At 39.7% G+C, this 16,345-nt stretch carries 10 protein-coding genes; 9 read left to right on the top strand and 1 reads right to left on the bottom strand.

What is annotated here, in order from left to right:
* Positions 1–256 precede the first annotated feature (256 nt).
* From BLU33_RS06255 to BLU33_RS06245, 3 genes are all read left to right on the top strand, one after another.
* A complete protein-coding gene (locus tag BLU33_RS06255) occupies positions 257–1,015 on the top strand; it encodes an SDR family NAD(P)-dependent oxidoreductase (protein ID WP_091370410.1) in 759 nt (252 codons plus the stop codon).
* A gap of 233 nt (positions 1,016–1,248) precedes the next feature.
* A complete protein-coding gene (locus tag BLU33_RS06250; RefSeq protein WP_091370408.1) occupies positions 1,249–2,124 on the top strand; it encodes an aspartyl protease family protein in 876 nt (291 codons plus the stop codon).
* Positions 2,125–2,504: 380 nt separating this feature from the next.
* Positions 2,505–3,848: a hypothetical protein gene (locus BLU33_RS06245; protein WP_091370406.1), complete on the top strand. Its 1,344-nt coding sequence runs from the start codon at positions 2,505–2,507 to the stop codon at positions 3,846–3,848.
* Positions 3,849–4,252: 404 nt separating this feature from the next.
* Here BLU33_RS06245 and BLU33_RS06240 read toward each other — a convergent pair whose 3' ends face one another.
* Positions 4,253–6,595: a family 20 glycosylhydrolase gene (locus BLU33_RS06240; protein WP_197684571.1), complete on the bottom strand. Its 2,343-nt coding sequence runs from the start codon at positions 6,593–6,595 to the stop codon at positions 4,253–4,255.
* Positions 6,596–7,272: 677 nt separating this feature from the next.
* On the opposite strand from BLU33_RS06240, the gene BLU33_RS06235 reads away from it, so the two are divergent.
* The 6 genes from BLU33_RS06235 to BLU33_RS06210 all read left to right on the top strand — a co-directional run bounded on the left by BLU33_RS06235 (position 7,273) and on the right by BLU33_RS06210 (position 16,276).
* Positions 7,273–10,470 (top strand): SusC/RagA family TonB-linked outer membrane protein, encoded by a 3,198-nt coding sequence (locus tag BLU33_RS06235; protein WP_157682065.1) that lies wholly within the window; start codon positions 7,273–7,275, stop codon positions 10,468–10,470.
* 20 nt (positions 10,471–10,490) lie between these two features.
* On the top strand, positions 10,491–11,981 hold the full coding sequence (locus BLU33_RS06230) for a RagB/SusD family nutrient uptake outer membrane protein (protein WP_091370401.1): 1,491 nt from the start codon (positions 10,491–10,493) through the stop codon (positions 11,979–11,981).
* 27 nt (positions 11,982–12,008) lie between these two features.
* Positions 12,009–12,698: a fasciclin domain-containing protein gene (locus BLU33_RS06225; RefSeq protein ID WP_091370399.1), complete on the top strand. Its 690-nt coding sequence runs from the start codon at positions 12,009–12,011 to the stop codon at positions 12,696–12,698.
* A gap of 13 nt (positions 12,699–12,711) precedes the next feature.
* Positions 12,712–13,710, top strand: a complete 999-nt coding sequence (locus tag BLU33_RS06220) for a hypothetical protein (protein ID WP_091370397.1) — start codon at positions 12,712–12,714, stop codon at positions 13,708–13,710.
* A 158-nt stretch (positions 13,711–13,868) separates the two neighbouring features.
* Positions 13,869–15,167: a DUF3472 domain-containing protein gene (locus BLU33_RS06215; RefSeq protein WP_091370395.1), complete on the top strand. Its 1,299-nt coding sequence runs from the start codon at positions 13,869–13,871 to the stop codon at positions 15,165–15,167.
* A gap of 74 nt (positions 15,168–15,241) precedes the next feature.
* Positions 15,242–16,276, top strand: coding sequence for a LacI family DNA-binding transcriptional regulator (locus BLU33_RS06210; protein WP_091370392.1), 1,035 nt, complete (start codon positions 15,242–15,244; stop codon positions 16,274–16,276).
* Positions 16,277–16,345 lie beyond the last annotated feature (69 nt).

The raw sequence follows: 16,345 nt of genomic DNA, 5'->3' as shown, positions 1-16,345 counted from the left end.
GTCTGGCTTTCTGCCACTTTGGTTTTTTACCTCTACCTTAAGTTGCTATTTTACAATTTGTTATCAACTTAATGTAATATAGGCCATCATCTTGAATTGACCTATATCAAGCATATTTAATGATTCATATCAACACGCAGTTCGTTACAGTACCGCACCTTTGTATATGATTCAGAACGGAAAAATCCTGAAGAATTTGAAATCAAACGATTCAATGAATGTCAACAAAAAATGTATTAATTAATAAATAGGAATAATGAGTAAATTAAAAAACAAAGTAGCGGTAGTTACCGGTGCTTCAAAAGGAATAGGTGCAGCTATCGCAAAACATTTTGCGGCAGAAGGCGCAAAGGTTGTTGTAAATTATGCCTCAAGTAAAGAAGGCGCTGACAAAGTAGTTAAGGAAATAACCGAAAATGGTGGTATAGCCATCGCTGTGCAGGCCGATGTATCCAATGAAGCAGATGTAACCAGGCTGTTTGAAGAAACAAAGAAGGCTTTCGGAGGCCTGGACATTTTAGTTAACAACGCGGTTTCTCAGGGATACGCACCTATTGAACAAATCTCAGTAGCAGATTTTCATCAGAGTTTCAACGTCAATGTGTTAGGGTCTATACTCACTATACAGGCAGCTTTGAAATTATTTGGCGCTAAGGGCGGCAATATTATCAATATCAGTTCGGGTGCAAGCAAATACCCTCTTCCTAATGCCTCATTATATTCAGCTACTAAGGCGGCGTTAGATGCCTTTACCATTGCGTTATCAAAAGAACTGGGTGCAAAGAATGTTCGTATCAATTCTATTTTACCGGGCGCTACAGAAACAGAAGGTGCAGTCAGTGCAGGTGTAACTGCCGGAAGTGAGTATGAAAAAATGTTTGTGGAGAAAACACCGCTTGGCCGCAGAGGCCAGCCCGCAGATATTGCAAAAGCTGTCGTATTCCTGGCTTCCGATGATGCAGCGTGGATTACGGGTGAGCAAATTTCCGTTTCGGGTGGTATGTATGGTTTTTAAAAATTCTCGTCGCCATTTTCGAAATCGGCCTTTATTGTACCGCCAGGTCAATTAATAGTTGTAAATCCTCTATAAAATTATTGGAAATCGGAGCCTTTGAGACCACATTTAAACCATAATAGGTACGGCATGGGAGAGATTCTTAAAAGCCTATAGATGAAAATCTATAGGCTTTTAAAATTATTTTCTAATTTAGGAGTGTAGTGATAACACCTACCGCGAACTAAATTAAGATGAAAAAAAATAAAAAAATCATATTTATTGTGGTCGCGGTCTTGTGCCAGGCTTTCGGGCCTTTAAGCATTGCAAAGACCTTTGTTCACAATAAAACTGTTGAAAACAGGTGGATTGCTGAAATCCATTTTGAAACGATTGATAACCTGATCTACGTACCTGTTTCAGTTAACGGGTCGGCATACTGTCGCTTTATTTTAGACGGCGGCTCCAGTGTTTGTGTAGTCGATTCGTCAATCGTTAACTCACTTCATTTAACAGGTTCAGGCGACGGAATTATTCATGGCGCGGGTACGGGGGCTGTCAAGGTTAGTTACTGTGATAGCATTACATATAAGCTTAAGGATATAAAAACATTGGTTCCCCGATCGGATATTATTAATCTGTCCAATGCTGTGCCGGGGCAAAAGCTTGATGGACTCTTGGGTTATGACTTCTTTTTGAAGTATGTTATTGAGATAAATTATAAAAATAAAGTTATCCGTTTATATCAACCGGAGAGTTATCATTACAAGGGAAAAGGTTCGGTTGTACCGATCAGCTTTTTCAAAAAGATACCGCACTTTAAGGCTAAGGTAAAGGTGTACGGCCGTGCCCTTGTGGAAAAAGATTATGCGATTGATACAGGGTCTTCCGATGTAATTAACGAGAATTTGCTAAACGTGTCTACCGGTCCTAAAAAAGAGGTAGTTGGGGGTGTCGGTGTTGGACAAAAGTTTACGATTGTACAGGGAAAAATAGAAACATTTCAGATAGGTAAGTACATCCTCCACAACCTGGATGGAGTATCGGGGGCTGATAAAATAGGTGCAGGGCTGCTTAGCAGATATACTGTCGTATTTGATTACTCACGGTCTCACATGATTCTGGAATAATTATAAAGAGGATAACCAATATAACGCAATCAGTTATTTTCAAAACAAGCATTTTTTTAAGGGTGTTATAGCTGAACATTCCGGGAGGTTTTACTATTTGATCCGTGCCGTAAGTTTATCTATTTCAGCCTAACATCACCCTCTAAAGCTGCGATATTTATAGGCTAAGGTCCACTAAATAACCGATCTGTGGGAACAGTATGGGAAAGATTATTCAAAAGCCTTTGTATGGATGATATCGGAAGTTAGCGAATATCGGTGGATTCTGTCCTTGCAAAACCTGTAACTAACCAGAACATTTTAATTCAGCCTTTACTTAAACCTTTTCGGCATTTACTTATCTTACTTTTAACGAAGGTTAGTTAGCCCTATCGACACCTATGAAATTCTTTATTACAGTTCTTCTCTCTTTAATTTGGTGCTTACCGATATTTGCTCAATCGCAGGTTAATAACGCAAAAGCAGACACGCAAAAATATCTTCTTGAATACGATCCGGCTGTATTACGCATAAAAGGCAATTCGTTGCCTATAGGTATCTTAGCTATATCTGGCAAGGGACAAAAATCACAAACCAAAGGTTTTTTAAATGGTGCTGATGATTGGTCGAAATATGAAATAGAAGTGGATAGCGGCAATTACTCAAATGGAAAAATTAAAATAAAAGGAAGTGGAAAAGGATATAAAAAAGGAGATTCATTAACAGTTAATGTCTACACAAAAAAATCCTTTTTATTTTTCAGCAGTAAAGGAAACTGGTTATTCAGTCAAAAAATACCCTATAATTATGAAACGAAGATAAATATTTTAACCACAGGCAATTTTTCTAAAGCTCCTGGCGACCATGTTCAATTTGGTGTGCGAAAATACTTTGATAACAAAATGTTCATTGACAAGTGGGCCCCGGTGAAGAAGAATTTAAAAGATTTTACTTTCCTGTTTAACGGTGTTCATATTTCGAAATCAAAAGACGATTTAGAAATCAATAAAGACCCAACCAAAATTAAAAATGATAAAATACAGTTAATAGCTTTATTTGCTAAAAACACCGCTATAACCGATACGCTTAACTTTTTACTCAATTATGTTGCAAACTATCAGTGCAACATACAATCTAGCGGAACAGGGTACGGTTTAAACGTAACAGCAGATATTTATCACGATTCAATTATCAATGCTCAATTGCTAAAAATTAAGATACAAAATGATGCTACACAAAAAACCTATAATTATTGGATCAATACAAATGGAGGTTCGATTGATATTTCAAGTAAAGGTGCAGATGGCAGTGATGGTATAAATGGCATGGATGGTTTTGCCGGTACAACGGGCGCGCCCGGAACAGTTTCGGCTGATGTAGAAACCACCACCAATGGCGATGGTACAACTACCACTACTACTAATTTAGTAACCGGTCCGGGTGGAGATGGCAGCAACGGTCAGGATGGCGGAAATGGCCAGGATGGTGATACCGGGGGTAATGGCGGAAACATTACTGTTATTTATTCGCCAGCTGTGAAACCCTTTCTAAACTTGATTAAAGCAATTAGTATCCCGGGTAAAGGTGGATCCGGGGGCAGGGCCGGCAGAGGTGGCATGGGTGGAAGTGGAGGAAGCGGAAACCCGAATGGGAATGCTGGTTTAAATGGCCAGGATGGGCGATCCGGTTCCGATGGCGCTGATGGGCGGATAGGAAATGTGACTTTTACAATGACCAATCCATAAAGTAAACTGAAGCTTTGGATCAAGGAAACGATGCAGAATATAAGTTGCCGAAGTTTTCACATTATTGTTAGAACCGACAAAAATGGAGACTTCTTTTCAAGATCAATCAGACATTTTTTTAAACGCCTGAAATTTTTGACTGAAATAGATTGAAGATGCATGTTTGAGAATATGATAAAAAAATCTAACACATGAAAATAAATAACTTATTGGTTTACAATTCACTAATAATCAATAAAAGAGGAATAAAGTGTTCGACCTAACTCCTCACCCACTCCACTGAAAGGAGATGTTCAATTTTGAGCATCTCCTTTTTTATGAGCGACAAATACCTTATTGTCAATTAGTTAAATTTTCATTTTCATAATTTAAAAACTGGTTCGATATTATTACCATTTAAACGATCAGTATAATAAATCTTCAATCTCTTTATCCGTTAATTCTTTGTTCCATACTTGCAGATCATCTATTTTTCCATTAAAGCCCCCTACTTTCTGTAAGGGGAAAAACAAAGTTTCTGATCTGCGCTTTTTAGTTTTGTCTTTATCTGTAAACTGGATGAAATCGTCATACATCTTCTTCTGTAATTGGCCATTTACGTATAGGCTCGTCCCTTTGTTTGTGCCGGTAATTACAATATGTGTCCAGGTGTTTGTAGGTACAGCATAACCAAAATCGAAATTATACCCATCTCTGGAAAAGCCTAAATTACCGGTGCTACCTTGTTTTAGTTTTACTGCCGAATTGGGTGATCTAAAAATAATGGCACTATCAGGATTGTTATCAGCTGCATTTATCCAAAAGGAAACAGTATAATCATAACCAATCTCTTTATAGGGTAGTTCGGCAATACTATTTTTTCCTAAAAACGACAGAGCGTTTCCTTTATGCCCTTTTGCATAGTCGGCCTGATAGAGTTGTACCCTTTCATCCTTTTTATCGAAATTAAAATAAGCCACCAACGGCTGATCAGGTTTGCCTATTTTGCCCCGTATATTTGTTTCGGGGCCTTCGCTTATTTTCTTGCCCGCGCTTTCAAAATCATCAAACTTCATGATGTTAGCACTACCATTCCACATTTTTTGGGATAATACCTGCATGGCGGGAAATACACGGTCATGCACATCCTTTTCGCTGATGCCATTACCCACAATATCGTTCCATACTGCGAAAGCACCACCTAATATGGTGGGGTCACCAACCGGGAAATTTACTTCGCCTATCATTGATGGGGTCCAGTTATCATAAAGGTTTTTAGTATCCAGATAGTCGTAATAATAGTCGGCGGCAGGTACAATATACAGCCAGCCATCAGGCGTACTAATCTGGTTGTAACCGAGCTTTTTCATTGCAATTGGGTTGGCGTAGCCATTATACCAGGTGTTCATGGTTACATTTTTTACAGTTACCGGCGTAGCTCCTGCCGCGTGTGTTAACGCGCCCCAAAGCCTCACCTCTTTGCCATAGCCCTGTACATATTTTATGAAATGATCAGTAAAAGCGCGAAAGGCTTCAGCGTCTCTTTTATCATATTCATCGGTACCGATATGTACCTCTTTTCCCATAAATACAGGATGATCGCCTGATAAATATTCCTTAAACACGTTTTCAATAACCGTATAGGTAAGCGGATTGTGCAGGTCGAGGTGATCCATACCATATTGCCTACTGCCAATTGCCGGAACTGCTTTGGTAAAAGCGAGCGCATGGGCAGGCACATCTATTTCAGGGATGATGCGTACTCCATAGTCATTGGCTAATTGCTGCAGCGCTATAAACTCCTGTTTAGTGTATGAGCCGTCTTTAGCGGTAAGGCCCGGATAGGTATCATTTTGTAAACGGAATGCTGAATAAGTGCTATCCCATTTATTGCCGAAATATTTCCTGAAACCATTATCGCTTAAATGAATCTGGAAATCATTCATTTTGTAGTATGACATGAATTTAACGTAATCGCGCAGGAATTGCAAGCTGAAAAATTTACGTCCATCATCCAGAATAAAACCACGCACTTTAAATTCGGGATAATCGCGGGCAATGCCTTTGGGGATGGTTCTTTTCTGTTCAAGTAATTGCAATAAAGTGCGCGTGCCCCAAAATACGCCCTGATAATCAAGTGCACTGATTTTTATAAAACTCCCAGCTTCAAAATAATAACCTTCATCGCCAATGGCGGCGTCTTTTTCGTGCAGGATTAAATAAATATCGCCCTTTTGGGGTTTACCTGATGCTATTTTTAAGTTGAGGCCAGTTTCTTCTTTTAGCTCATTTTGCAGTATAACAATTGCCTTTTGTAGTACTTGTTTATCGCGGATATTTATAACGATCCTTGAGGCATGTGTTAAAACAAAAGTGCCCGCGCTGCCATGCCATTCGCGCAATGCGGGGATAACAAAAGGTTGGGGATTAATCCCTGTATCCGCATATTTTCCATGCACAAATACTTGCTTTGATACGTCATATTTTAAGGTATCGTTAGTATTGCTTAGCAGCTGAAAATACAGAGTTACATTTTTTGCTACCAGGGGTTTAGCGACCCTTCCGGTACTGTCAATTATAGGGTTATGATCGCTCCCTTTCAAAACCAGATGGTAGCCATTTGGCGCTTCAGGAAAAGTGACTTTGGTATCGCCCGGTTTTATGGCTGGAATACCGGATACTGATTTTATTACAGAACTGTCAACCTGTGCAAAAGACAGGCTCCGGGTTATCATTATTAAAATAATTGTATATATAGTTTTTTGCATAATAAGTTGTGTTTGTAAGTTCAGGTTCAGATCTATTTTATGTCCACACTAAATTTGTTCCCTGCTGTAACTATGATATAGTGGATAATACCTGCCGATAACAGCAGGAAAACCATGGTTTTAAACAAATTGCTTTTTTCATAATTGGAAGATTAATAAGTAAATAAATAAAGTTTTTAATCTATTCAAGTTAATATTAGCCATTAATTAAATTTTAAAAGACACTACACAATCGTTTGATTAACGATCAATAGAGGCATTTTAATTAAAATTAAAAAGGTTGTAATAACTTGTTTACAAGCTTTTAGTCTGCCAATCTATTATTGCTGAACAACATATAATAGTATTTGTATCACAATAATAAACATTGATACCATTTTACCACCCATTCAACACTGGTACTTTCATTTTAAAAAAAACGCTATTCACATTCATTATAAATATTGTGCGCTACTTTAATTTTGACACTTTAAAGACAAACGTTTGCGCAAGCTTTTGCCAGCCATTCAAGATTTTTATTAAATAGATTCGACTTGTGATCATTTGGGTAGTTAAGTGGAAAACAATCACTTATAAACAGGATACCCGCAATGATGCAGTTATATGCGCGGTATAACAAGGCATCAGCAAAAGTCCGATTAAGCATTATTTATTTATTAACTAAATCCAATCAAAGTATGGCAAAGGCTTACAAAAAAACGCTTGTTTGTTTATTATGCTTAGTTTACTATGGCCTTGCCTATGGCCAGGTTAGTGTAAGCGGAGTAGTTAAGGGGTCTGATGATGGCAAAGTATTGCCACAGGTTTCCATAATTGTTAAGGGTACTAGCGATGGAACAGTAACAGACCTCGACGGCAGGTTCCACCTGTCTGTATCGCCAAATGCGGTATTACAGTTTTCCTTTATCGGCTATGTTCCTAAAAATGTTGAGGTAAAGGGCAGATCCGTTATTGATGTCACACTACAGGCATCAAAAAAAGACCTGGACGATGTTGTAGTGGTGGGCTATCACGAGGTATCAAAAAAAACTACAACCGCGGCTATTACTATAATATCAGGAAAAGATATAGAGGATCTGCCAACACCAAGTTTTGATCAGGCCTTGCAGGGTAAAGTACCCGGCGTAAATATCCAAAACTATAATGGCCAGCCCGGTGTGCGTAACACATTTGTAGTTAGGGGTAACACAAATATTTCAACAGGTTTTAATGAGGCTAATGCACTGAGCTCGCCATTGTTTATTATTGATGGTGTACCAACTAACCTCAGCGATATGAGCCAGTTTGATAATACCCAAACTGACGTGCTTGCAGGTATTAATATAAACGATATAGAGAGTATCGAGGTGCAAAAAGACGCGGCCGCGACAGCCATCTGGGGGTCACGGGGTGCAAATGGCGTGGTAGTTGTTACCACAAAAAAAGCCAAAAAAGGCAAGCCGCAAATAGAGCTGAATGTTTATGGTGGTTTTTCTGCACAGCCAAAATTGCAGCAAACTGCAACAGGCTCTGAAGAACGGAATGAGAAAATAAACTTTATCGCACAGCAAACAAATAAGTCGGGGCTTGGAAATCTTCCCCAAATGCTTACCGACAGTTTGAACCCGTCATTTAACAATGCTACAAACTGGCAGGGCCTGTTATACAGGAAAGCTTACCTGCATAATATAGACCTGTCAATAGCTGGTGCATCGGATAATCTTAATTATCGTGTCAGCATGAATAATTTTAATCAGGATGGCGTATTGTATGGCACCGGACTTAACAGATATTCATTCCGTTCAAACATTGATTACCAAGTAACTAAGAAGTTTGGTATTGAGGTTAATATCAGCATGTCAAGGGTGGACAGGCAGCCGGGATTAAGCAACTCCATACATGGTGTTAATCCTTTAGCAGGTTATTCGCTGCCCAGTTCCTTTTACTATCTTGATGCTAATGACATTGCTGCTTATAAGGGACAATACTCCGGCATACGCAATCTGGATAGAAATGATAATATAACAGCGTTCGTAGGCTTGCATTACCAGATATTGCCTGGCTTATTGCTCAAGTCTGAAGAGTCGATAAATAAGCAGTCAAATGAGAATCAGTTTTCCGCGCCTTCCAATCTCTCCAGCATAGGTGCTGCTGTGGCATCCGACTCATTAAGCAATTATACCCAGGTAAATGCCAATAACATATTATCTTACACCAAAAAGCTCGGAAACAACAACATATCCATACTTGCATTTCAGAGTTTTGAGAGAGATGTAACTAACCTTCTTTATGTGTCGGGCAGCTACATTCCCGATAACTCTATTCAGGTGGTGCAGGGGGTATCAGCTGGTAACCTGCTTGCTTCAACCAATTACCTGGCATCCTCGCTTTTATCATGGGGCGGGCAGGCACATTATGATTATAAACAAAAATACCTTTTGGACGCTACTTTGCGCGCCGATGCTTCATCAAGGTTTGGGCCCGGCAGTAAATGGGGGTATTTCCCGTCTGTGAGCGCAGGCTACAACATCATGGATGAGGACTTCATGAAACGTATAAAGTGGATAGATCAATTTAAGATACGCGGAAGCTGGGGCATTAGCGGGCAGCAACCCACTGATTACTATGCACCTTACAATACTTATGTTGTTGGTACAGGCAACAATAACTTTAATAATAACAATTACCAATCAAACCTCAATGGTTACTATAATGGTGTTCCAATCGGTATACCTAATTTTAGTTCGGGTACGGCATTTACCGATTCGAAGCTTTCGTGGGAACCCACAAAGCAACTCGATCTGGGTTTTGATGCGTCTTTCCTGAACAGCCGGATCCAGCTTACTTTTGATTATTACGATAAGAGATCGAGCAACCAATATTATACTTTCCCGCTGCCATTTTATACAGGATATACACAGCAAACTACCAATTCACCATTAACAGTAGGAAACAGGGGTATTGAAATTAACCTTAATACACGCAACCTGTCGCCGCAAAGCAAGGTGCAGTGGAGTACTAATTTCAACATATCGTATAACCATAATGAAATACTGAAGCTGCCAAACGGTAACCGTACATTAGTTTACACTGATCCTAATACAGGTCAGGAATATGTGTTTACAGTAGGCAAGCCAATAAATGTATACTACCAGATACAGTACCAGGGTGTTTATAATACACAGGGCCAGGTGCCGGTAAACCCGTTAACAGGGCAGTTGCTTACTTACTTTAAGGGCTATTATCCTGTAAGGGCGGGTTACCCGATCTGGAAAGACATTAATGGAGACTACGATGTATGGACTGATGAGGATACAGGCAATCAATATGGTGACCTGCAGCCAACTGGTAATCCCAATCCTACGTTTACAGGTGGCTTTAATAACACAGTTAGCTATAAGGGTTTTACACTAGGTGTTTACACCTCTTTTACACTGGGGCGTACAATTGTTAATACATTGCAGCAGCAGCAGTTAAATAACTGGGGAAGTGGCCTATATAATTTTGTCAACACGGGTATCCCCAATCTTAATCAGTTAGGATTCTGGAATCCTGCAGCGGCAGCAGCTAACCCCAACGGATATAAGGCAAAATTCCCTGCATTAAATCCTAACGGCCCTTATTTTTATGAATATTCTCCATGGACAACCATGTTTAACCAGAATGGCAGTTATTTGAAGATCAATACCATTTCATTGGGTTACAGGCTACCTAAAAAATTCACAGATGCTTTAGGAGTTACATCGTGCCGGTTGTATTTTACGGCTGACAACATAGCTGTTTTCCAAAAATCCACTGTACCTGATGCAGAACAGGTGACCCCTTTTGGTGATTATGATGGTACAACCTACCCCATACCAAAGAACTACACCCTGGGTATAAATGTTCAGTTTTAATTGATTTAAAGGAAATTACGATGAAAAATTATAAAATTAAATACTTTGTAATATTATTTCTTTGCGGAACGATGCTGTTTGGCTCGTGTAAGAAATATATAAACGAAACGCCAATAAACGCACCAACTACCGCCAACTTCTGGACATCGGAACAGGCAGCACAAACAGGCCTGGCTGGCGCTTATAGTTTATTGCGTACCGCCTTATTAAGCCGGTCAAGTTACTTTACCTTCGGAGACGCTACAGCGGGTGAGTTCGCATCCTTTAACGGCGATATCGCTTATACTGATTTTAATGAAAGCGGCCAATATGATTTTAACTATACACCCTATGGTGGTGTATGGAACGACTGGACTATCTTTTATCAGTTGATAGCCCAGTGTAACCTTATTATTAACAAGGTTCCCGGTATGGCTGCATCAACATTTACTGATGATCCGGTTGCTACCAAAAAACAGATAATAGGTCAGGCATATTTTTTAAGGGCTTTCGCTTATTACTATATTACCGAAGTATGGGGAGCACCTGTAATTGTTACACAAGTGTATACTAACCCTATTACTGCACAGCCGGTTGCCCGTTCTACAGATGCTCAGGGTTTTGCCCAGGTAGTAAGTGACCTGACACAAAGTATCAGCATGCTGCAGTATAGCTATGCCAACCCTACTGATGTTGCCGTACAGGCCAATAAGAGTGCAGCATTCGCACTTTTATCAAAAACCTATATGTGGCAAAAACAATATCAGCCTGCAGCTGCGGCCGCAGATAGCGTGATAAAATATGGCGGTTATACCCTTGAGCCGGCTGCAACCTATAGAAATATTTTTAGAGGGCATGATCAGGAAAGCATTTTTGAGTTATATATGCTTTATACAGGTGCTGACAATGAGGCAACAGGAGATGCCTTTAATATGTTCCTGCAAGCGCCTTTTATAGTTAGCCAGCAAACGGCATGGTATGTGGCTCCAACTGTGATAAATAACCTTTACGGTGATACCACATCCACTTCTGCTGATATACGCGTGAAGAATAACTTTTACGGATTGCAGACCATAAACCCCATCCTGGTAAAATATGCGGATGTAGTGTATCAGAATTCAGGTACGCAAACCACCGCTTATGTAAGTGATGATTTGGTGCTGCTGCGCCTGGCCGATATTTATCTTACAAGGGCTGAGGCTGCCGCGCGGTTAGGTGATCTGGGTACAGCAGATATGTACCTTAACCTGGTACGTAAAAGAGCAGGAGTAGCAGCTTATAATGCAACCGGTGCTACTGACCTGATATATGAAATTATGGATGAACGCGGAAGGGAGTTTTACGGCGAAGGCAGCTGGTATTTTGATCTTTACCGTACAGGATTAATTTCAGACCCTAACTACGATAATGCGGTACCTGGTTATAATACCGACAGGGTTAACGGCGGCGGATGCCAATGGCCGATTGGGTTAAGAGCATTACTGCAGCAGGACCCATTGCTGGTGCAAAATAAATGGTGGGCGTCACACTAATTATTTAATCACTTAAAAGAAATAACAATGAAAAATATTATAAAATATATGGCAATTGCTGTTGTAATGGTAATTGCGTTTAATGGCTGTAAAAAGAATGACTATATAGTTGGCGGCAAACTGGAAAGTACTACAACGCCCCTTACTACTTATGATTATCTGAAAAGTAACAGGTTTAAAATGTTTGATACCTTACTAATGCTGGTTGATAAAGCCGGATTGAAAGATGTGATCAACCAGAAAGGAATAACCTTTTATGCACCGAGTGATTATTCTATAGACAATTACCTTTTGCTAAGAACGCTTGAAGTGCAAAATGTTGATCCAAGTAAAAAATACACTATCGACACATTGATAAAGTATGATCTGGCTACGTTTAAGGATTCCCTTAATGCTTATATCGTACCCAGCACTGTTACCTATAGTTCACTTACAGAAAATGGCGTTTTATTTAAAACGGCGCTTGGTAACCAAACCGTTATCTCGTATGAAACAACCACTGATGCAACTCTTGGTTATTCGGGTGCAGTAAGTACCTTACCAAGGATAGAGTATTACACCTTTATTAAAGGAGGGCCCCTGCCATCACCGCTTGTTGCATCACAAATAGTTGATACTGTAGGTGTAAGGGTGCTTTGCCAAACATCAGGGCTCACCACTGCCACAGGGCAACTCAATGTTCTTGCGAACGGGCATATATTATATTTTAAACAATAATAGCTTATACAACATGAAAAAGATATTCTATTTATATAGTGCTATCGTATTGGCATTTATAGCTATAACATACTCTTGCAAAAAGTCGACGGTCGGGTTTCTGAGCCCTTATGTTCATTATGAACAGAATCCCATAAAAGTGCCCAAGGGCCGTACTTTTCTGAGTTCAGCATTAAACCCGGATGGATCGTCTATGCCATTTACTGCTACTGTTGTTCATTATTACAACAAGGCTAACGGGCAGATAGTGGATTCATTATTTAATAAAAAATTTCCTGTACAGATATTTACAGGATACATTGACCCTAAAAAGGATACTTCCTTTCAGCAAATCATCTCCTTTCTGAAAACAGAATACCTCCCGGCAGTAACAATTTTACCTAACAGCGGACAGGTATCGGCTAACTCGGGTGCACTGTACTTACCCGCAGGAGAATATCAGTATGATTTAAGAATAACAAATGAAGCTGGTACAAAGGTATATCCGAAGATTGGCGATTTCATATTAGCAGATACCACAACCTTTGATGCTGTACCGGCAATAGGTTCAACAAGCGAAACCCGTATCCTGGTAGGCAACGAAAGTAAATCAAGTGTAGGCCAACATCCGTTATTAACTATTACAAGGGTAGCGGATACTCCAAATATAATAACGGTTGTATACAAAGATAAAAATGGAACTCCCTGGAATCCTCAAGCCGGTGAAGTAGTAAGCCGGCCCGCGGCAGGGCTAAATCCAATTCCTCCTTACTTACAGTCATTGCAGGAATATACTTCTTCCTATTATTACACCTCCACTTCAAGCGTTTTCAGGTTCCCATTGGTTCCTTTTCCGTTAAACACACTTGGAAATGGATTCAATATTTATCAAAGAATACCGGCTAAATATGTAAGTAATGATGGATTACCCGAAGGGGCATATACATTAAACTTGCGGTTCCCGATACGTATATATGTACCCGGTTCGTATTTGGTAGTTGAACAATCAATAGATGCTACGCGTGTCCCCTAAATAAATGGCATTAAATAAAGGAGATTAATGATTTACAAACTTCCGTAATAACAATTTCACGAGAGTTTGTAAATTAATTCATCTCCGGATATCTGCTGATACCAGAGAGATCAACAATATAAAATAATATAAAAACACAAGGCTTAGATCTGATTATAATGAGTACTACAACAAAAAGGGTTAATATTTTGATTGCGGCAATGTTTTTAACGTTGGGCAGCGCATTCGGGCAGTCGGTACCACAAACGGACATAACAGTACCACTTGGGGGCAACGGATGGTTAAACAAAGGAGCAAAAGCAAAGATAACCGACGCCGGCCTTACTGAATGGAGCGATGCTAAAGATACCATTAGTGTTTATGTGCGAACCGAAAGCACTGGCGATTTAAATGTAGCCCTGAAACTGCTAGTACCCAATGGCACAAGCAAAATAAGCATTGCTGTCGATAAAACCATTATAACCAAAGTGGTAACTAATCGTGATACGGCTATCATAAATTTCGGAAAGATAGCCATTAATAACCCCGGGTATATAAAAATAACCCTGTATGGCATAAGCAAAACAGGTAATACTTATGCCGAGGTGAGTGATATTATATTAAGCGGAAACGCACTTGCAATGGGTGCCAGTTATGTAAAAAATAACGAGGGGAATTATTATTACTGGGGGCATCGCGGCCCATCGGTACATTTAAACTATAAGCTACCGGCAGTGGCAAAAAATAATGTAGAATGGTTTTATAATGAAGTTATCGTACCTGTTGGTCAGGATGTACTCGGCTCCTACTTTATGGCTGATGGCTTTACAGGCGGGTATTTTGGCATGCAGGTAAACTCACCAACAGAACGCCATATTCTCTTCTCTATCTGGAGCCCGTATGAAACCAATGACCCTAAAAATATTCCTGATAGTTTAAAAATTCACCTGTTAAAAAAAGGCGACAATGTGCATGCCGGTGAATTTGGCAATGAAGGATCGGGCGGGCAAAGCTATATGAACTATCCCTGGATTGCGGGGAAAACGTATGCATTCCTGATACATGCACAAGCTGATTCGATCGCAAAAACCACAACATTTACAGCCTATTTTAAAGAAGCTGGCAAAGGTGACTGGCAACTGATCGCAAGCTTTAAACGCCCTATGTCGGGCTTTTATTTAAAGGGATTATACTCTTTTCTCGAAAATTTTGACCCGGAAATGGGTAATGTGCAGCGCAAAGTATTTTTTGGCAATGAATGGGTACGTGATACAAATGGCAAATGGTACCCATTAAATGATGCCCTTTTTACGGGTGACGCTACGGCAAACATCAACTACAGAAAAGATTACGGCGGTGGGGTAAAAGATGATCTGTTCTATTTGCGCAACTGTGGCTTTTTTAATGACTTCACCCCTGTTAGAACCAATTTAACCCGCCAAAGTTCAAAGAAACCAGATCTGCAATTACCTGATTAATAATTTGTTAAAACCTGACTATTAAACGCAGTAAACCGCTCCATCATTAATTAACTCATTAACCCCGATGTAAAATGATAAAAAAACCAACAACTTTAAAGGAAATCGCTAAAGCGTTAAACATTTCAGTTTCTACCGTTTCAAGAGGCCTGCAAGACCACTCAAGCATTGGCCTGGTTACCAGAATGAGGGTAAAACAACGCGCTATGGAGCTGAACTATGAACCTAACTTAACAGCAATTTCCTTTAAAAAAGGAAAGTCATTTAACATCGGGGTAATATTGCCTGAACTTTCTGAGTCGTTTTTCTCGGCAGCTGTAAATGGCATTGAAGATACTGCGGATAAAAGAAACTATACAATTTTATTAGCCCAATCACATGATAGCGAAGAAATGGAACGCAGACTGGTGGCCAAAATGAAAAACCAGAGGGTTGATGGGATGCTTATATCTGTCACAAAAAACTCATCTGCCTGTGATCATTTTGAAACATTGAGAAAATCCAATATCCCTGTAGTATTTTTTGACAGGATTCCCGCTATGAAGGACATCCATAGTGTGGCCTGCAATATGGCAACCGGAACTTTTGAGGCGGTAAATTTTCTTTTAAAAAGAGGACATCGTGTTATAGGGATGATAAATGGGCCTGCTACGCTATATGCCACCGGTGAGCGTAAGGAGGGCTATATACAGGCGCTGATAAAAAACAGGCTCAAGTTTGACCCATCCTTACTGGTTAATTGCGACCTGACCGAAGCCGGAACTATCGCTGCTATGAAAGAATTACTCAATAACAAAAGAAAGCCAACCGCAATAGTTACATTTAATGATTATGTAGCACTTTTTGCTATCAGCTATGCCAGATCTCAAAATATTGAAATAAATAAAGAGCTAACTTTTATAAGTTATGCAAACCTGCCACTCATTAATTATATGGATTTTGTTCCTGTGGCATCGGTTGAGCAGTTCCCCTACCTGCAGGGGCAAAAAGCTACCAATATACTAATAGATTTACTGAATAACCCCAATACCAAAAAAGATGAAAAACAGGCTTATTATAGTATAAAAGTAGAGTCGCAATTAGTGGTTAACGATAAAATTAAGCCATAATCGATCTTTCAGTTTAATTACACTCACACTCCTGTTAAATCTTGAACAACTGCATTTCCGGCAGCCTTG

Origin of the sequence: Mucilaginibacter mallensis (genome assembly GCF_900105165.1) — a bacterium.
GTDB classification, from domain to species: domain Bacteria; phylum Bacteroidota; class Bacteroidia; order Sphingobacteriales; family Sphingobacteriaceae; genus Mucilaginibacter; species Mucilaginibacter mallensis.
Note: the sequence above shows the minus strand (reverse complement) of the source record. Positions and strands in the feature narration are given on the sequence as shown.